Origin of the sequence: Nostoc sphaeroides (assembly GCF_003443655.1) — a bacterium.
Lineage (GTDB): Bacteria > Cyanobacteriota > Cyanobacteriia > Cyanobacteriales > Nostocaceae > Nostoc > Nostoc sphaeroides.
On the sequence record NZ_CP031941.1, the window covers coordinates 211,095 to 229,840 of the forward strand.

12 protein-coding genes and 1 pseudogene are annotated in these 18,746 nt (G+C 41.8%); 10 read left to right on the forward strand and 3 right to left on the reverse strand.

What is annotated here, in order from left to right:
- Positions 1-135: 135 nt before the first annotated feature.
- Complete coding sequence (kdpA, locus tag D1367_RS01075; RefSeq protein ID WP_118161899.1) at positions 136-1,821, reverse strand: potassium-transporting ATPase subunit KdpA; 1,686 nt, start codon at positions 1,819-1,821, stop codon at positions 136-138.
- A 906-nt stretch (positions 1,822-2,727) separates the two neighbouring features.
- On the opposite strand from kdpA, the gene D1367_RS01080 reads away from it, so the two are divergent.
- From D1367_RS01080 to D1367_RS01095, 3 genes are all read left to right on the forward strand, one after another.
- Entirely contained in the window at positions 2,728-3,804 is a 1,077-nt protein-coding gene (locus D1367_RS01080) for a sensor histidine kinase (RefSeq protein ID WP_228674678.1), read from the forward strand.
- A gap of 147 nt (positions 3,805-3,951) precedes the next feature.
- Positions 3,952-4,626 carry a response regulator transcription factor gene (locus D1367_RS01085; protein WP_118161904.1) on the forward strand — a complete coding sequence of 225 codons (675 nt, stop codon included), beginning with the start codon at positions 3,952-3,954 and terminating at the stop codon, positions 4,624-4,626.
- A gap of 560 nt (positions 4,627-5,186) precedes the next feature.
- Positions 5,187-7,436, forward strand: coding sequence for a DUF4347 domain-containing protein (locus D1367_RS01095; RefSeq protein WP_118161909.1), 2,250 nt, complete (start codon positions 5,187-5,189; stop codon positions 7,434-7,436).
- Between the two features lie 54 nt (positions 7,437-7,490).
- Here the strand turns inward: D1367_RS01095 and priA are convergent, their stop codons facing one another.
- Entirely contained in the window at positions 7,491-10,088 is a 2,598-nt protein-coding gene (priA, locus tag D1367_RS01100; RefSeq protein ID WP_118161911.1) for a primosomal protein N', read from the reverse strand.
- A 799-nt stretch (positions 10,089-10,887) separates the two neighbouring features.
- Here priA and D1367_RS01105 point away from each other — a divergent pair.
- The 4 genes from D1367_RS01105 to D1367_RS01120 all read left to right on the forward strand — a co-directional run bounded on the left by D1367_RS01105 (position 10,888) and on the right by D1367_RS01120 (position 14,881).
- A complete protein-coding gene (locus tag D1367_RS01105) occupies positions 10,888-12,060 on the forward strand; it encodes an RpoD/SigA family RNA polymerase sigma factor (protein WP_118161913.1) in 1,173 nt (390 codons plus the stop codon).
- 324 nt (positions 12,061-12,384) lie between these two features.
- Positions 12,385-12,891 carry a GNAT family N-acetyltransferase gene (locus D1367_RS01110; protein WP_118161915.1) on the forward strand — a complete coding sequence of 169 codons (507 nt, stop codon included), beginning with the start codon at positions 12,385-12,387 and terminating at the stop codon, positions 12,889-12,891.
- A 403-nt stretch (positions 12,892-13,294) separates the two neighbouring features.
- Positions 13,295-13,630, forward strand: a complete 336-nt coding sequence (gene petJ / locus D1367_RS01115; protein WP_118161917.1) for a cytochrome c6 PetJ — start codon at positions 13,295-13,297, stop codon at positions 13,628-13,630.
- A 327-nt stretch (positions 13,631-13,957) separates the two neighbouring features.
- Positions 13,958-14,881, forward strand: coding sequence for a tetratricopeptide repeat protein (locus D1367_RS01120; RefSeq protein WP_118161919.1), 924 nt, complete (start codon positions 13,958-13,960; stop codon positions 14,879-14,881).
- An 11-nt stretch (positions 14,882-14,892) separates the two neighbouring features.
- Here the strand turns inward: D1367_RS01120 and D1367_RS31980 are convergent.
- Positions 14,893-15,024: pseudogene (locus D1367_RS31980) on the reverse strand (Uma2 family endonuclease); the annotation flags it as partial.
- Positions 15,025-15,745: 721 nt separating this feature from the next.
- Between D1367_RS31980 and D1367_RS01130 the strand changes: the two are divergent.
- The 3 genes from D1367_RS01130 (at position 15,746) to D1367_RS01140 (ending at position 18,458) form a co-directional block, all read left to right on the forward strand.
- A complete protein-coding gene (locus D1367_RS01130; RefSeq protein ID WP_118161922.1) occupies positions 15,746-16,441 on the forward strand; it encodes a LabA-like NYN domain-containing protein in 696 nt (231 codons plus the stop codon).
- A gap of 212 nt (positions 16,442-16,653) precedes the next feature.
- Positions 16,654-17,364: a response regulator transcription factor gene (locus tag D1367_RS01135; RefSeq protein ID WP_118161924.1), complete on the forward strand. Its 711-nt coding sequence runs from the start codon at positions 16,654-16,656 to the stop codon at positions 17,362-17,364.
- 5 nt (positions 17,365-17,369) lie between these two features.
- Positions 17,370-18,458 (forward strand): sensor histidine kinase, encoded by a 1,089-nt coding sequence (locus D1367_RS01140; RefSeq protein ID WP_118161927.1) that lies wholly within the window; start codon positions 17,370-17,372, stop codon positions 18,456-18,458.
- The last annotated feature ends 288 nt before the right edge of the window (positions 18,459-18,746 follow it).

Consider the following 18,746-nt stretch of genomic DNA (forward strand, 5'->3'; position numbering starts at 1 on the left):
TCTTGCTCCCCAACGCTACAAGGGTTGGCGTTGGGGGTTAGGTTTGAGATAAAGTCGCACACAACGTTAATTTATTTTTTAGTATTCTCTTAATATCCCCAACTTATAACTCATAACTCATAACTCATAAATTTTCTAACTGCCAGATGCTAGTTTCATCCCCTCGGCTATGGGGCCTAAAGCCAGAACGGGAAAGAAAGTCAATACTCCCAAAACCAATGTCACTCCAGCAGTGATACCAGTAAATACTAGAGAATCCGTTCTTAGAGTACCAGGGGTTTCAGGAACTGGTTGTTTACGAGACATGCCGTCAGCTAACAAAAGGATAGCAATTATCGGAATGTAGCGTCCTCCGATGAGGCTAACTATTGTACTCAAGTTCCACCACAGGGTATTATCTTTCAACCCTTCTAAGCCGGAGCCATTATTTGCTGCTGCTGAGGCGTATTCATAAACTACTTGAGAAATACCGTGATAACCAGCGTTGCTAATTCCAGATAGGGAGATGGGATAAGCCAAGGCGATCGCACTGGGAATCAAAACTAAAATTGGGTGAATCAACAGCACGACGCTGGCGAGAACGATTTCTCGCTTTTCAATTTTGCGCCCTAAAAACTCTGGGGTGCGCCCTGCCAGTAGTCCAGTTAGGAATACTGTGAGAATTAAGTAAATAAATAGGTAAGCTGTTCCAGTTCCCTGTCCACCCCAGATAACCTGAATAAACAAGTTGAAGAGAGTCGAAAATATTCCTGGCGGCATTAAAGAATCGTGCATCCCATTCACAGCACCAGACATTGTAGCGGTAGTCATAACTGCCCAAAATGCCGTTTGTGCCCACCCAAATCGAACTTCTTTACCCTCTAAATTGGGCTGATCTAATCCAAAGGCGTTATTAACAAGGGGATTACCTTGGAGTTCTCCTACGGCTGTCACTCCCACCAGAACTACAAAAATCACAAAAACCATCCAGAAAAGTAGCCAAGCTTGCTTGATGTTGTTGGCAAATATACCGTAAGTGTAAATCAAGGCTGCTGGTATAGAAATCATGGCGATCATTTCTATCAAGTTAGAAGCACCATTGGGATTTTCAAAAGGATGGGCTGAGTTTACGCTAAAAAAGCCTCCGCCGTTCTCGCCCAAAAGTTTGATCATTTCAAAGGATGCCACGGGGCCTCTGGCAATATATTGCGTTCCACCTTCTAAGGTTCTCAGAACCAGAGTCTCTTTTAATGTTTGTGGTACACCTGCTACAAGTAAGGCGATCGCTCCAATAATCGAAATCGGCAGCAAGATTCGCGTAATTCCACGCACAAGATCGACGTAAAAGTTCCCCAATTTTCTCCCTGTCAACCCGCGAATAAAAGCAATTCCCACGGCTAACCCGGTGGCTGCGGAGGTAAACATCAAAAAGCCTAAAGCCGCTACCTGGCTAAAATAGCTTAAAGTTGTCTCACCAGCATAATGTTGCTGGTCGGTATTCGTCACAAAGGAAATAGTTGTGTGCAGTAATACATCCCATTTGATAGCACCTAAACCGTTAGGATTCCAGGGCAAGAGTCTCTGAAAATATATCAGTAAATAGACTGAGATACCCATGATTAAGTTAGTAAAAATTACAGCCCGGATATACTGCAAACCCCTCATATCATCTTTCCTGCGGACACCCGCTAGTACGAACATACTTCGCTCTATGGGGTTCATCAAAAAATCAAGCAGTGTTCTTTCTCCCAAGAAGACACGCGCTATGTATTTACCCAGTAACGGAGTGATTGCTATGACAATACATAGCGTTAAGCCAATTTGCAAAAAACCTTGTCCCATATATTTCGCGCTCAATTAAATTTAAGTACTAGCAAGCCAATTCTTAGAAATAACAGATTAACTGTTGAGGTATTTGATTTCGAGGGATTTGGTGATATCTCATGTCACCGTCATTTTTAAATCTAGATTTAGTATTTTCAGTTATTATTATCCAGATATTTATTAATTTTCTTGTTAAGAATATTTAATTTTTTATTATTAACAGGACTTACGCACTGTACAAAATAACTATCTTGTGTACCAACGTAAATACGTTGTTTCAGGCTTTTGTCTATCACCCTTGATTGGGCGCGATCGCCAAAATATCATTGAAAAATCTAGCTATAAGCCTTGAAAATTATACCTGCTATTTTGGCTTTTCTGTCAATGCGTAAGTCCTAATTAATTCATTTATCTCACTAGCTAGGATTATTTGTTTATACAATACATTATCGAAGTTTGCTACTTTCAAAGAATATAAACATCCCAGAGAATTTTAGTAAAGGGATTACGGATTCGGAAGGTTGTGGTAAATACTCCACCCCTGGAGGGGAACTACTTAGCCCCCAATCTTCAGTTAACCAAGGCTATTTCATTCTCATCTAGCCCGCCTCAGAATGAATTCTGAGTCTAATAGCGAAAGTCGTCTAAAGACGACTGAGAAAAGGTTATAGCCCTTTTTAACGGACTTTAGCAAGAGAGGAACTTTAGTTCTGGGCGGTTTATGTCTAGAACGAAATAGCCCTATCAATCCCCAGTCACGGTTTTTGGATCTGGACAATCAGAATTTTCGGGTTAATGGTCGAGTTAAATTTGCAGATATAGATTGCAGCTAAATCATAATCGCTGAATTAAATACTTGTAAAGATTGTAGGATAACGATTTTTTAGTAAATCAGAAATGAAGAGATTAAATCGATTAGTGGCTATGAAAGAAGCTATAAACGAGCGTGGAGAGACTTATGGGCTAATAGCGATCGCCTTTGCGATCGTGATAGTCTTGGAATATTTAACACCACCTGAGTACGTATTTGGCTACCTCTACACAGGGACGATTTTGTTAGCAGATTCACGATTAAATCGGGGTGCTGTATTGGGGATCACTCTTGCAGCTACGGGATTAACATTATTGAATTTGTTTATTCCTGGAAGAGAAATAGTTCATCTCCCAACCTTGGCAAATAGGTTGATTGCAGTTTTGGCGTTGGTGGTAACAGGTTGGTTAAGCGATCGCAACCACCGCAATGAAGAAGCGATCGCTTATACGCAAGCACAATTACGCTCTCAAGAACAACTAGCTACCATGCGTGAAGATTTTGTTTCTACCCTAACCCATGATTTGAAAACACCCTTATTAGGAGCAATTGAAACGCTGAAATATTTGCAAAATGAGCAATTTGGTGAAATTACGCCAATGCAAGCCAAAGTTTTACAAACAATGGCTCGTAGTCATCGGAGTACACTGCAATTAGTCCAAACGCTTTTAGATGTATACCGCAATGATGCCGAAGGGCTGAAACTACAGTTATCACCTGTTAATTTGGCAACTGTGGCGGAGGAGGTAATCGCCACCCTGACTGAACTAGCGAGAACGCGCCAGGTTTATATTTCTCTCCACTATGGGGAATCAGATTTTCGCAGCTTTATTTGGGTAAACGGTGATCCTTTGCAACTGGGGCGAGTCTTCACCAATCTCCTGAGTAATGGCATAAACCATACCCCTCGTGGCGGTAAAGTAGAAGTAGTACTTGAAAGTTATTCTAGCGATCAAGTAGTAAAAATACTCGATACTGGTTCCGGCATTACCGAAGAAGAGTTACCCCACTTGTTTGAAAGATTTTATCAAGGACATAGCGATCGCCACGTCTGTGGATCTGGACTAGGGCTTTATTTGACCAGGCAAATTATTACCGCTCATGGGGGTACAATTTGGGCAGAGAATCGCTCACCACGAGGCGCACTCTTTGGTTTCCGCCTCCCAGCTTGTCCACCACCGGGGAGATGAGGGGCAGGGGGCAGGGGGAGCAGGGGGAGATGTGGTTCGACTTCGCTCACCAACCGGGAGATGAGGGGGCAGGGGAGCAGGAGGAGAATTCATAACTCATAACTCCTAACTCCTAACTCCTAACTAATGACTAATGACTAATAATAAATGACGAAAATCTTACTTGTTGAAGATGATGAATTATTTCGGCTTGGGCTGCGGATGCGGTTGCAACAAGAAACCAGTTTGGAGATTGTCGCAGAGGCAGAAGATGGGGAACAAGCTGTAGAATTAGCAAATCACTATCCCCTGGATTTGGTCTTGCTGGATATAGGTTTACCGGGAATTGGCGGAATTGAGGCTTGTCGCCAAATCAAGCAGAAGCACCCAAATTTACCAATTCTTGTTTTAACCTCTCGTTCTGAAAAACCCCTGATTTCGCGGTTAATTGCCGCCGGAGCGCAAGGTTACTGCCTCAAAGGTATTCCGGCTGAGTCTCTGATATTAGCAGTGCGATCGGTTGCAGCAGGGGCTTCTTGGTGGGATCAAACGGCAACCACAGAAATTAGAGCAGCTTTTGAGGGCAATTCTACTATGGTGCTGCCTGCAAAAACTGAGGAATCTTTAGAAAATCCCCTAACCAAGCGGGAGCAAGAAATTTTGGCACTCGTAGCAACTGGCAAAAGCAATCAAGAAATTGCCGAGGTTCTCTACATTGCCCCTGGTACAGTGCGGGTTCATGTCCATACTATTTTACAGAAACTAGAAGTACGCGATCGCACTCAAGCCGCAGTCTTAGCTATCCAAAAAGGATTAGTAGCACCAGAATTGTTGATTAATTAATTAGTAGAGACGCGAAATTTCCCAACTGTATTGGATTCACTCTGAATTTATTTAAGTATAAATACAATTGTTTGGCTACTTTTAAAAGTATAAATTTGTATCATCTTAGAAAAATATAACTAGAACATAGCTTAGTTTTTCTAGGGTGTACTTGGTCATATACCCCTCTTCTGTCACTCTCCGAAAACATTTGCCTTTTCTAAAATCTAGAGCTTTTGTATAGCAAGCGATGTCTACGACGGGCTACGCCTACGCGCGATTCTTTTCTAATAAGAAATACAAGACCTATTTTTTTTCTAATAGTATAGCTTGTATTGATTGCCTCATGAGGCTTCTAGCGATCGCCCTCCCGGAGAGTGACAGAAGAGGGGTAACCAGTATAAATATTGCACTTTTTCCCAATCAAGAAGAGGTTTTGTTGTCAATTCGATTTGGGAATGGAAGCGAATGGCTCAACATTCGCTTCCTATTTAGTGCTGGGTGACAAACACTAACAAGCTAAATGTTTAGAGCCAACAAGTATTTTATTCAATCTAAAGTTTTATTAAAGGACGAGAATTATGACGTTAAAAGAAGCAAGCACAAATATTGTTTTTATAGATACAGCAGTTATTGATTACCAAAGCCTGCTAGCTGGTATCATACTCGGCAGTGAAGTTGTTATCCTTGACCATAATCAAGATGCTTTAACACAAATCACCGAGTTTCTCGCAGGACGTAAATCCAATTCGGTTCAATCAGTTCACATTGTCTCCCACGGCGGCGTGGGGAGTTTGCAATTAGGGTCAACTGACCTCAACCTCACCAACCTGAATAGCTACACAAATCAGTTACAAAAGTGGAGAAATGCTTTAACTGATAATGTTGACATTCTACTTTATGGCTGTGATGTGGCAAGTGGAGAAGGCACGAAATTTGTACAGCTTTTTAGCCAAATTACTGGAGCAGATGTCGCCGCTTCCACCGACAAAACAGGAAGTGCAGCGTTAGGTGGCAACTGGGATTTAGAGGTGAAGACGGGAAAAATTGAGGCTAATTTGGCATTTCAGCCTGAAGTAATACAGGCTTACAACTCTATCCTGCCAGCGAGTTTTACTGGCATATCCTACTCTCAAAACTTTAACTCCTTAGCTAATTCTGGAACATCTATTCCTTGGGCTGATGATTCAACCATTGCGGGTTGGTACGCGACAAGAACAATTTACGACGCTGGTATTGGCAGTGATAACACAGATGGATTGTACAGTTTTGGTTCGACTTCTGCGACTGAGCGATCGCTTGGTTCAATAGCTTCTGGTACTACAGGAACTATTTACTATGGGTTACGCCTTACAAACAACACAGGTTCACCGATTACTGCGTTGAAAGTCGGTTACACAGGTGAACAATGGCGTAATGGTAATAACCTATCACAGCAAGAGCTGAACTTTAGCTATCAAACTGGGTTAACTCTCACAAGCCTAACAACAGGAACATGGAAACCTGTAACATCGTTGGATTTTACTGGGCCAATTGCAACTGCAACACCAGGTTCCCTAGATGGGAATGCGGCTGCAAATCGAGTTTCCATAACACCTATAGTTTTTAACCTAGCTACCCCAATAGTTCCAGGCGAAGAGATTATATTACGTTGGGAAGACCTCAATGACGCAGGCTTTGATCATGGGTTTGCGATCGACGATGTTTCTGTTATTAGTGCTAACGATTTAATTCAATACGCAATTTCTACTAATACCCTAACTTTGACTGAAGGTAATAGCGGCACTCAATCTGTTACCTTTACCGTTGCCCGCAGTGGTGGTATTGGTGTAGCAAGTACAGTGGATTATGCCATTACTGGCACAGCAATTTTTGATAGTGACTATAAGAGCATTCTAATTAGAAGTGGAGAAATTAGTCAAGTTGGTGAGTTTATAGATAGTGATTTATCCGGGACTTTAAACTTCGACATTGGGGAAAAGACAAAGACAATTACAGTTGATATTTTAGCTGACAAACAATTTGAACTCGATGAAAACATTAGTGTCACCTTGAGTAACCCCAACCTGACAGCTGCGCCGCAAAGTTCCACAATTGCTGCCAGTTTAGCTACAGTAGATATCATCAACGATGATCAGCAACCCACTATCGGTATTTCGGATGTCTTGCTCTCTGAAGGCAACGCAGGCTTACCAACTAATGGCAAGTTTAACGTTACTCTTTCCAATGCCAGCTATCAGCAGGTGATTGTCAATTACAACACTAATGATGGCACTGCTAAAGTTTCTGACCTTGATTATAATTCTGGGCTGGGGACACTCATTTTCAATCCTGGCGAAACTCTCAAAACCGTTAGCTTTGGCATTAAAGGCGATGACAAACCAGAAGCCAATGAGACGTTTTCTGTCAATCTGTTTGGTGCCTCAAACGCTACGATTACCGATAGCCTGGGAGTTGCTACTATCATTAATGATGACATTAACCAAATTCCCAGTATCAAGATTTCCAATGTCTCGGTCGCCGAAGGCAGCACAGGTATGATAACTAACGTAAACTTTGCCGTTACCCTTTCCAATGCTATCTATCAACAGGTTATTGTCAATTACAGTACGAGCGATCGCACTGCCAAAACTTCTGACTCTGATTACAATTCCGGAATGGGGGCAATTATTTTTAACCCTGGCGAAACCAGCAAAATTCTAAGCATTGGTGTCAGAGGTGATAGAAAAGTTGAAGGTAACGAGACATTTTTTGTCAATCTCTATGGTGCAGCAAACGCCATATTCGCTAATAACCAAGGAGTCGCTACTATCATAAATGATGACCGCTAAACCTTTGACTTTTAGCTCTCGATAAACCTTGTAGAAACGCGAAATTTCGCGTCTCTACATTATATTTAATGGGTCTACATCTATTGTCAAGCTAACAGATGAAGGACAAAGCGATCGCACTTCTTCCCAATCTGGCAATTGTGGTAAAGCATCGGGGGCAAATTTAATCAATATCTGCCAGCGATAACGATTAGCTACCCGCAAAATACTTGCTGGTGCTGGGCCTAATATCTCGAATTCTTCTTCTGTACTCAAGGTTGTGGCAATTATTTGCGCGGTGTTTTGCACTTGAATGGGATCGAGACTACTTAAGCGCAATAAAATTAACCGCCCATAAGGGGGATAATTGAGGGCTTGGCGTTGTTCTAATTCAGCTTGGGAGAAAGAGTGATAATCGTGCGATCGCACTGCTGCAATTACCTGATGTTCTGTAGTATAAGTTTGTACAATCACCCTCCCCGGATCATCGCCTCTACCAGCACGTCCAGCGACTTGAGTCAAGGTTTGAAATGCCCGTTCACTGGCGCGATAATCTGATAAATTTAGCAATCCATCGGCGGCGACAACGCCCACAAGTGTCACTTGTGGTAAATCTAATCCTTTGGTGAGCATTTGCGTACCGACTAATAAATCTGCTTCGCCGTTGGCAAATTGGGTGAGTAGGGTACGGTGTGAGCCTTTGTTACGAGTGGTATCGCTATCAAAACGAATCAAGCGTAACTCTGGGAATTGTCGCGCTAGTTCTTGCGTTACTCGCTGAGTACCGCTACCGAAAAATTTCAGGTAAGGGGAACTACAATCGGGGCAGAATTTGGGGTGCGATCGCGCATAGTTACAATAATGGCAGCGCAATAATTCCGGTGCTTTTTCTTCGGTGTGGTGATACGCTAACGACACGTCACAGTAAGGACATTCCAATACATATCCACAACTGCGGCAAGATACAAAAGTACTGTGTCCCCGCCGATGGATAAATAAAATTCCCTGTTGTTTTCTCTCTTGCAACTGTTGCAAAGCAACTTGGAGCGATCTACTAAATATAGAACGATTTCCCTGCTGCAACTCTTGCCGCATATCGACTATTTCCACCGGCGGTAAAGGGCGGGAGTTGATGCGTTCGGGGAGTGAGAGGTAAAGAGTAGAGACGCGATTAATCGCGTCTGTACAAGAGTTATGAGTTACGAATTCTTCCCCTGCTCCCCCTGCCCCCTGCCTCCTCACGCTTACCCAACTCTCTAACGAGGGCGTCGCGGAACCTAACACTAAGGGGCAATTTTCTAACTCTGCTCGCCACTGGGCGACGGTACGGGCGTGGTAGGTGGGTATGGGGGAGTCTTGTTTAAAACTGCTATCGTGTTCTTCATCTAAAATAATTAAACCCAGGTTGGGCAAAGGGGCGAAAACTGCACTGCGCGTACCAATGACAACTTGAGGTTCTCCTGTGAGCATTTGTCGCCAAGTGTCGTAACGTTCACCATCGGAGAGGGCGCTGTGATAGACGCTGACTTTATTACCAAAACGGGCGCGAAAACGATCGGTTAGCTGGGGTGTTAGTCCAATTTCGGGGACTAAAACAAGGGCGGATTTGCCGACTTTGAGGAGAGGTGCGATCGCTTGCAAATATACTTCGGTTTTTCCTGAACCTGTCACCCCATGCAATAAAACTTCAGCAAATCCATCTAGTGTTTGGATTGTTTCTAAGGCGCTAGCTTGAGCAACAGTTAAAGATTTAGCCCCATCGCCTGCTAATGCTGGCCCCTGTTCGGTTCGCAATACTTCCCGTTCTTCGATGACGATGTAACCTTTTTGTGCCAACGTTTTGAGTATAGAAGAACTAGCATTGCAAATTTGTAGTAATTCATTTTGCCACAACTCTCCACCATGCCGCCGCAGCACTTCTAAAATCTCTCTTTGGCGAGTAGTTAAGTCGTGGTCAATTGTACCTGTAAGCGTGACTGCTTTTTGCAACTTTGGTCGAGTTAATCGCGGTGGTTCTAAGTAGCTTTCTACTAAACCAAATCGCAGCAACTCCCGAATTCCTCGATAGGCAGATTTGACTTTTTGTTGGATGTAGACAAAACTGTAATCTCCCGCCGGTTGCCCTTGTAAAATTTCCCAAACTTGCCGTGCAGTAGGAGTCAAAAAAGCCAAAGGATCAGCAGATCCTAGTAAATAACGACTCCCCTCCGCTCCTCTGCCCCCCTGCCCCCCTGCCCCCCCGCCTCCAACAAGGCGGATGCGGCGCTGCGATCGCCCCAGTAACCCTGGTGGCAGAGCAACCCGGATTACTTGAATTAGGGGCGTATAGTAATATGCAGCAACTCGATTGAGTAATTCCCAATAAGCACTTGGGAAAAATCCAACGCTGACTATATCTTCTACTTCCCGGATTTTTTCTGGTGGTAAATCGACATTTGGTTGTGCCAGTAACCGAATTGCGATCGCTCCTAATTGTTGTGCCCCAAATGGCACGCTCAAAATATCCCCTGGTTTTATTTCTAACTGGGCTGGCAATCGATAAGTAAATAGTCCTGTACTTCCGGGACAGTCTACCAGTACTTCAACCCACCTATTAACAGTTATACCTGACTTGTATGATTCACTAGGTTCAGATACTAATAAAGGAGATAATTTTACGTCATTAATATACATAGTTTCTGACTTTATAGTTAGATATTTACCTCACATAGCTGGTTAAAAGTAACCTAGCTTAATTAAGTCTAATTTTTTATTTTGTTAGACTTAAATGGTATTTCCCAATACTGTTATCCTTCATAATACTTGATAAGTTTCCTCTTATGTAATCTACTAGACAAATTCGTATCAACTGTACATGCAATAAATATTTGGTACCCACTATACAAATAAAACCATGTCAGCCCTTCCTGCAACAGTTGCTCCATCTACTAAATAGGGAGTAGCCTTTATCCGCCTATCGATAGATATTCAACCCTTTCTGTATATGAGATGCTTTTATACAAATAAGAATATCTTGAAATTAAGCTGCCATTATTATAATTTCTCTCATCTGGGTAAATTGAAATCAGGAATGCATAACTCCAGCACCAAGTTTTTAATTTATCCAGTGATTTCCAAGAGATAAACATTAAAAATATTTATAAAAATATATGAAAGTTTAAGATATTTGGATGGTTAGCTGAGAATTCTATGTTTGTTAAGGTTGAGAAAGTTTGAGGGGGTTTGACATATTTGGTAATTAAGAAAAAAATGAAGAATATAATCTGTTAGGAGCCTGAGAAGAAAGTTTTGTTGGGTGCGAAGGCCAGTTTAGTTATAGGTTGTATCTAACTGTAACGTATATGTGTTAGGTAGATGCCGATTTTCATTCCTGAAGAAAAATTAGCATAAGCCTGAATTTCGCTATATAAACGGGTGCATTCGTCCCTTAGGGAAAACTACCAAGCCTCAAAGGAGTAGCTGTAACTAAATTATGTACCAAACAAAGCAACAATCCCTAAAGGAAACTATGAATATTGTTGAATTAGGAGAAATGGAAATACTGGAGAACACTGCTGATATTGAAGAACCATTACTCGATATTTTAGAAGCAGTGGCAGATGAAGAACCTCCAATTGTAGTAGAAAATCTGGAATCAGACGAACGCGACGGGGATGATATGGCTGCGGCTCGTCCTTCGGGATACAATAAAACCGAGCATGATGATGCCGTCGGCGCGTTTTTTAAAGAAATGGCGCGTTATCCCCTTCTAAAAGCTGATGAAGAGGTAGAGTTAGCGCGGCGAGTTAGGTTTCTAGAAGAAGTTAGGGAATTACAAGCAGCCTTAGAATTAAAACTGGGACAGGAACCTAGCAAGGTAGAGGTGGCTTCCGAGCTAGAAATGACGGAAAAGCAATTAGAAAGTCGCTTGTATCAAGGTAGAGTAGCGAAACGCAAAATGATTCGCTCGAATCTGAGATTGGTAGTTTCTATTGCTAAACGATACCTAAATCGGGGAGTGCCTTTCCTGGATTTAATTCAAGAAGGAGCGATGGGTTTAAATCGCGCTACAGAAAAGTTTGATCCAGATAAAGGATATAAGTTTTCTACTTACGCCTATTGGTGGATTAGACAAGCGATTACCAGGGCGATCGCTAACGATGCGCGGACAATTCGGCTACCTATTCATATTGTTGAAAAGCTTAACAAGCTAAAAAAAGCACAACGAGAACTCAAGCAAAAACTTTGTCGCAATCCTACCGAAGGAGAAATGGCAGAAAGTTTGGAAATTAGTGTGCAACAACTACGCCAGCTACAACAACTACGGCGTCAAGCACTTTCTCTCAACCACCGTGTAGGTAAAGAAGAAGACACGGAATTAATGGATTTGCTAGAAGATGAAGATAACCTGTCTCCAGAAGCAAAAATGAATGAAAACATGATGCGTCAGGAGATTTGGGAAGTCTTGGGTGACGTGTTAACTCCACGGGAGAAAGATGTAATTTCTCTGCGGTATGGTTTGACAACCAGCGAACCCTGTACCTTAGAAGAAGTTGGCAACATGTTCAATCTTTCTCGTGAGCGAGTGCGACAAATTCAAAGCAAAGCCATGCGAAAATTGCGCCGTCCCCACATAGCCAAACGTTTAAAAGGTTGGTTGATTTAATTACATCTACGAAGATAGATTAGCTTCATTAACGAACATGGATCAAATAAAGTGCAAAACTTTAAATCTAGGATGGTGCGTTACGCTACGCGATAATGCACCCTACTAGATTTTAGGTGCGTTAGGACAAATGCGCTTAACACACCTTACAAAAGTTGCTCTTTATTAAATCCACATGCCTCATGAATGAAGGCCAAGTACTATCTTGTAAATTGCATAAACAGGGCGTTTTGTACCTTTTTTCAGCTTTTTTTTAATCATTAGTCAAAAAAACTTGCACAGTTGCCTATAGACTATGGACTATCAACTATAGACTATAGACTAATGACTTTGCATAGCAATTTGATTGTGCGTTTTGCTGAACCAACTGATTACAGCGTACTGTTTAAATTAATTCAGGGGCTGGCTGAGTATGAAAAATTATCTCACGCTGTCACTGGCAATGCTCTCGAACTTAAAGAGCATTTATTTGGAGCGCACAAATATATAGAAGCGATTTTAGCAGAATCTGCGGGTCAAGCTGTTGGTTTTGCCCTATTTTTTCATAATTATTCAACATTTCTGACTAAGCCAGGAATTTATCTGGAAGACTTATTTGTTTTACCAGAATATCGTAGGCAAGGTATTGGTAAGGCTCTCCTGACTAAATTAGCTCAGATAGCTGTAGAACGTGATTGTGGGCGCTTAGAGTGGAGTGTGTTGGATTGGAACGAATCAGCCCAAGAATTCTACCGTAGTATGGGAGCATCTATATTAGATGATTGGCGAATTTGTCGTGTTACAGGAGATGCGCTTACTGAGTTAGGGGCTGTTAAAAGAATTCACAATTGATAAATTGAGAATGACGCTCTTACCTTGCTAACGTAATTCCTAATAATAGCAGTAAGCAAGTTCGTAGTAAGGACTTTAGTCCTTATTTTTAAGGGACTTCCAAATAAAAAATACTCAAAAAACTGGGGAAAAAACTCTCTTTTCCTTATTCTTCTGTGTTCTCTGTGTCTCTGTGGTTCGTTTATTTGGATAATTTAAACCATACTTAAATACAAAAAAGAAAAACGAACCACAAAGAACGCAAAGGACACAAAGAAAGAAGAAGTTAAGAGGGTTTAGTGCAGCATCAAAAAACTTGATAGCGAAGTTTGACAGCTTGTCATTTGACTATAGCAGCACCTCAACTGACAATTATGGAGGATATCGCAGCGAATAAGCTATTATTGGAGAGAGAGAACACGAAATGAAAAAAATTATTACAGTGATGCTGTTAGGCATAGCAATCTTTACTTTTGCCTTCAGTAGTCCAGCTTTGGCAGCAGATGCTGTTAGTGGAGCTAAAGTATTTAGTGCTAATTGTGCCTCTTGTCATGCGGGAGGGAAAAATCTGGTTAATGCTGCCAAAAGCCTGAAGAAAGCGGATTTGGAAAAGTATGGTTTGTACTCAGCAGACAAGATTATTGCTCAGGTTACAAAAGGTAAAGGTGCTATGCCCGCCTTCGGCAACCGTTTGAAGGCTGACAAAATTGAAGATGTAGCTGCTTATGTGCTTTCACAAGCAGATAAGGACTGGAAGTAGACTAAAATAAGCTGTTACGCATTTAACTTGAACATTTACATGAAGGCTGATGACCGATGACTGATGACTGATAACCGAAAACCTGTCAACAGTTAACAGTTAACGACCGTAAAGAGTGTTTATACAATTTAGGCGCACATCAGCTTATCACTTCAGTAATTAACAATTTGCGGGGCTTTTTGTCCCGCTAATTTTAGTGTTGCCGAAATTGTCAAATAGGATGCTTTTACCAATTTTGGATTTTAGATTTTGAATTTTGGATTAAGGTTTTTACAAAAAGACTGTTCCAAGAATATCAAACAATACTCCCTATCCTCATTTGGTATTATGAGTTATTTGTGGCGATTATTTCTCAGTGTAGTTATTGCTTTACCGCTTACTTTTCTGACTTTACCGGCACATTCAGCACCCATTTTAATTACCCAAATTACAGCAAGTAACTTCTTGGAATTGGGTATAGATAAGATGCGGCGGGGTAATTACCAGGAAGCAATAGAGAATTTTAACCAGGCAATTGACGTTGAGAAAGATTTTGCTGTAGCTTATAGCGATCGCTGTCTAGCTGATCTCCAATTACAAGATTACCATCAAGCTGTCACAGATTGTACTCAAGCCATAAATTTTGCACCGGATAACTCTGAGGCTTATCTGAACCGGGGAGTAGCACACTACAGACAAGGGGATTATCCTGCTGCCATTGTCGATCTTAATCGAGCGATCGCACTTAAACCATCCGATTTTCGAGCTTACTACAATCGAGGGCTAGCCCGTGCTGGTGATGGGAAAGATTCTGAGGCAATTCTTGACTTTAATTTAGCTTTAACTCAAATTAAGAGAATCAGCAGCTTATTACTTGCAGATATCTACAATGACAGAGGTTTAGCGCATTTTGCCTTGCAAGATATCCAAGCAGCCATGCTCGACTTTAATCTAGCAATTCGTCTCAATGCTAACGATTATAGAGCGTACTTTAACCGGGCTTGTGCTTGCGGCAGAAATGGAGATAACTTTGGTGCAGTGCGTGATTTTTCTCAAGTTATCAGACTTAACCCCAGCAATGCCCAAGCTTATGTTAATCGGGGAATAGCTCAATATCGCTTAGGATATCATTTAGGAGCGATCGCTGATATGCAAAAAGCATCTAAGTACTTTGAAAACCAAGGAAAAAAAGTTGCCTACGAAAAAACTCTTGATTTACTAAAGAGTTTGCGACAACAAATTTCGTCTGTAACGGAAATTGCTCTTTTCTAATAGTGTAAGAGTTATACAGGGTATCCACCAGCTTGAAAAATCTGTTCGGCGGTTAAATTTAATTCGGGGAAAAGAGGTGAGATAATGCGTAGTTTACCGCCGCAGGCATCGCTACCTTGAAACTCGTTTACGTGAGGTACACCCGTAGGAGCACGGCAGTGCCGCCCTTACACCTCGATATATAATGTTGTACCGCATCTGAATGGGAACCGCTATATATGGACTTAAACATTTTTGAGGGAGAAACAAGCCTCAAGCCCATGCAGGGTAAGGTCAATACACCAAATCCTCAAAAATTCCCCAAACCCAGATATATCAATTAACCAAGCAAAACGATGTCAAAGTCTATCTTTATACAGGCTTGAGGCTCTTTTTTAGGTATTTTTTGTCCAAGCCCTACTAGCTGTAAAGTTATGAAAATACAGAGGTAAAATAAAATATAGATAGATGACGATCGCCGATTCTAGGGTATATCGGAAGCTTTGCGCTAAACGCTCTTTTGCCGTTGTGCAGAAGACACCTCTACTTTTGCTGGAGCAATCCTGCCTAAGCAAGTGACTTGGTTGAATCAAGAATCGAGCGTGTCTTTAGACCTGAGAGTGTCATTTCTCCAAACTCTTGCTGTCTTGGTCGGTAAAGATTAACATAATCTGTGGGCAGACAGCAATATGTCCTCAAACCAACCCTGACAACAGTGAAAAACCCTTGGGCTGTGTAGTTTCGATTCTGTTTAGCGTCAGTTAAGTTTATCTGCATGTAGTGACTTAAGACCATTACCTGCTAGGGTTATAAATCAGCACAGACTAGACTATAGTATAAACAATTTACCCAAAACTCTTTCCAGCTTTAAAATCAGAGGTATCAATGATTATAACTAATTTTAGCAAACAAAGAAATGAATTTAAGGAACCTAAAATACTCAAAGCTAAACCACATTGGCAAGGGCAAAATTTGAGCGATACTTCTGTCAAAGGTAAAGATACTAAGACGGAAGATACAGCACCTGATAGTTCTATTTTAAATAACTTGAATCGTGGTCGAGTTGCTATTTTTATTGATGGCTTAAGCCTATTTCATACAGCTTTACAACTCGGTATAGAAATTGACTACGTTAAATTGCTTTATCATTTAACCAATGGTTCAAGACTGTTGCGTGCTTTCTTCTATACTGGGGTTGATATCAGCAATGAAAAGCAACAGGGTTTTCTATTGTGGATGCGTCGTAATGGCTATCGTGTAGTGGCCAAAGAGCTAGTTCTGGCAGCAGAAAATTTTAAAAAATCAAATCTGAACGTAGAAATTGCTGTAGACATGATAACTTTAGCCCCTTATTATGATACTGCGGTTTTAGTCAGTGGCGATGGGGATCTAGCATACGCTGTGAACGCCGTCAGCAGAATGGGGGTTCGGGTGGAAGTGGTGAGTCTACAAAATACCACTAGTGAAAGTTTGATTGATGTTGCTGACTGCTTCATTGACCTCGATAGTATTAAAGCACACATTCAAAAAGATTCTAATGTTGGCTATAGTTATCGCACGCCGTCAAATTCAAACCTTTAAAACTCTTGTTAAAGGTAGGTAAACTTCCCCCACAGCATACTAGTGGTCTGTCTCATTAATTCTGATTGATTAGTTTGTTACCAAAACCCTGTAAAGACGCGTTAGCGTAGCGGGACGAAGTACAATTTCGCGTCTCTATAACCCAGCAAAATTAATGGGACAGACCACTAGTCCCCAGTTCTATTTGCGTATTTTGCTCGTCCCTAATTGAAATGGATATTTTAATCGTTGAAGATGAACCAGAAATTGCTCATTTAATCGAACTCTCTTTAGAAAAAGAAGGATTTTTTTGTCGCACTAGCCGTGATGGCATGAATGCTTTGCGAATGTTTCAGGAGCAACCACCTGATTTAATCATTCTAGATTTAATGATTCCTGGTTTGGATGGGTTAGAAGTTTGTGCGAGAATTCGCCAGAAACCAGGTGCAAAAGATCCTTATATTTTAATGCTTACGGCTAAGGGTGAGGAAATCGATCGCGTCATTGGTCTGTCTACTGGTGCTGACGATTACATGGTAAAACCCTTTAGCCCTAGAGAGTTGGTAGCTAGGGTGCGGGCACTATTGCGGCGTAGCCTCCGCCAAGGGGGACAACATCAAGTCAATCGTACCCAACATTTTATTGTCGATGTAGACCAGCGCACTGCCAGTCGTCAGATGGATTCCAAAGAGGTTGAGATTTTGGACTTAACTACCCTAGAATTTAACTTGCTAACTACCTTTGTCAGCAATCCTGGTCGAGTTTGGAACCGCACTCAACTAATTGATAAACTTTGGGGAGATAACTTTTTTGGCGATGAACGAGTGGTGGATACTCATGTAGCTCGGTTGCGAAAAAAGATTGAGCCTGATTCGGCAAATCCTACTTTTATTAAAACTGTTGTTGGGGTGGGCTATAAATTTGAAGATTCTCTGGTAGGGTAAATCTTATGAAAATGGGGCTGAGAGAGCGCCTATTTCTCTCCCACTTAGTAGTAATGCTCGTGGGGGTAGCTAGTCTGGTTAGCATCAGCAAAATCTCTTCCCCTCGCTTGTTTGTCTTGCATTTGGAACGATTAGAAAATCAGGGGTTCAACTTAATCAATGTTCGTACTAAATTGGTTACAGGATTTGAACTTGCTTGGCAACGAAGCACTATTTGGTCAGTGTTAGTTGGCACCACCGCCGCCGGAGGTTTGAGTTACTGGGTGTCCAGACGGATTATGCGGCGGTTGACCGAGATGGAACAAATTACCCAAAAATTTGCTGCTGGTCAGATGGATGCACGACTACCGATGTCTGATATTCCAGAACTTAATGGACTGGGTGCTAGTTTCAACCGGATGGCAGCCAGTTTAGAAGGGGTAGAAGCGCGGCGGCGAGAAGTGATTGGAGACATGACCCATGAGTTACGAACACCGTTAACAGTGGTGCGTGGTTACTTGGAGGAACTGGCTGATGGGGAAATTGAAGCGTCTCCTGAAATTTATCGGCGTTTAGCTAGAGAAACTAGGCGCTTAGAGCGATTGGTGAACGATTTACAAGAACTGTCTAAGGCAGAAGCTGGTTATTTGCCAATTAATATCCAACTGGTAAATCTGCGTCCGTTGTTAGAGTCGTTAGTGGAGAAATTCACCGACCAGCTGTTGGAGGATGGGCCTGTTCTGGTATTGCAATGTCCATCTGTACTGCCTCCTGTATTAGCAGATATTGACCGCACAGAACAGGTGTTGGTTAATTTGCTGGGTAATGCAGTGCGTTACACGAATGAAGGTTCAATTACTATTCGTGTTGCGATTGAAGCTTCTCAACTCTCGATTGCCGTTATAGATACAGGTATTGGTATCGCTCCAGAAAATTTCCCCCATGTGTTTGAGCGCTTCTGGCGAGCCGATCAGTCGCGCGATCGCCATTCGGGAGGTACTGGTATTGGCTTAACTATTTCCCGTCGTTTAGTTGAACTACAAGGCGGTCAGATTCAGGTAGAAAGCGAGTTGGGAGTTGGCAGTACGTTTCGGTTTTTTCTGCCTTTAGCTTGAGATAAAGGATTGACACAATGTAGTCACTGCTGTGTCATACCCAATTGCTAATTTAAAAGTATCCAAAGTCTTTGTTTTTTGTGAATGCCGAGATTTTGAGTATTATGTCTACTTTTATTTTGGCTGCTTTTTTGATTAGTTTACTCAGTGCTTCGGGTTATGCTGCGATCGCCTACCTGTTCCCTCAAAATCGTTCCTAAGACTGAGCAATTGACACTCTCTTGCTATTTTTGTTTTACCCAGTTTCAATCTCTAATAGGGATTGGAAAGAGAAGATTTAAACGCAGA

Coding starts and splice junctions, on each gene's coding strand:
- kdpA (WP_118161899.1), bottom strand. CDS start 1,821: ATGGGACAAGGTTTTTTGCAAATTGGCTTAACGCTATGTATTGTCATA.
- D1367_RS01080 (WP_228674678.1), top strand. CDS start 2,728: ATGAAAGAAGCTATAAACGAGCGTGGAGAGACTTATGGGCTAATAGCG.
- D1367_RS01085 (WP_118161904.1), top strand. CDS start 3,952: ATGACGAAAATCTTACTTGTTGAAGATGATGAATTATTTCGGCTTGGG.
- D1367_RS01095 (WP_118161909.1), top strand. CDS start 5,187: ATGACGTTAAAAGAAGCAAGCACAAATATTGTTTTTATAGATACAGCA.
- priA (WP_118161911.1), bottom strand. CDS start 10,088: ATGTATATTAATGACGTAAAATTATCTCCTTTATTAGTATCTGAACCT.
- D1367_RS01105 (WP_118161913.1), top strand. CDS start 10,888: ATGTACCAAACAAAGCAACAATCCCTAAAGGAAACTATGAATATTGTT.
- D1367_RS01110 (WP_118161915.1), top strand. CDS start 12,385: ATGACTTTGCATAGCAATTTGATTGTGCGTTTTGCTGAACCAACTGAT.
- petJ (WP_118161917.1), top strand. CDS start 13,295: ATGAAAAAAATTATTACAGTGATGCTGTTAGGCATAGCAATCTTTACT.
- D1367_RS01120 (WP_118161919.1), top strand. CDS start 13,958: ATGAGTTATTTGTGGCGATTATTTCTCAGTGTAGTTATTGCTTTACCG.
- D1367_RS01130 (WP_118161922.1), top strand. CDS start 15,746: ATGATTATAACTAATTTTAGCAAACAAAGAAATGAATTTAAGGAACCT.
- D1367_RS01135 (WP_118161924.1), top strand. CDS start 16,654: ATGGATATTTTAATCGTTGAAGATGAACCAGAAATTGCTCATTTAATC.
- D1367_RS01140 (WP_118161927.1), top strand. CDS start 17,370: ATGAAAATGGGGCTGAGAGAGCGCCTATTTCTCTCCCACTTAGTAGTA.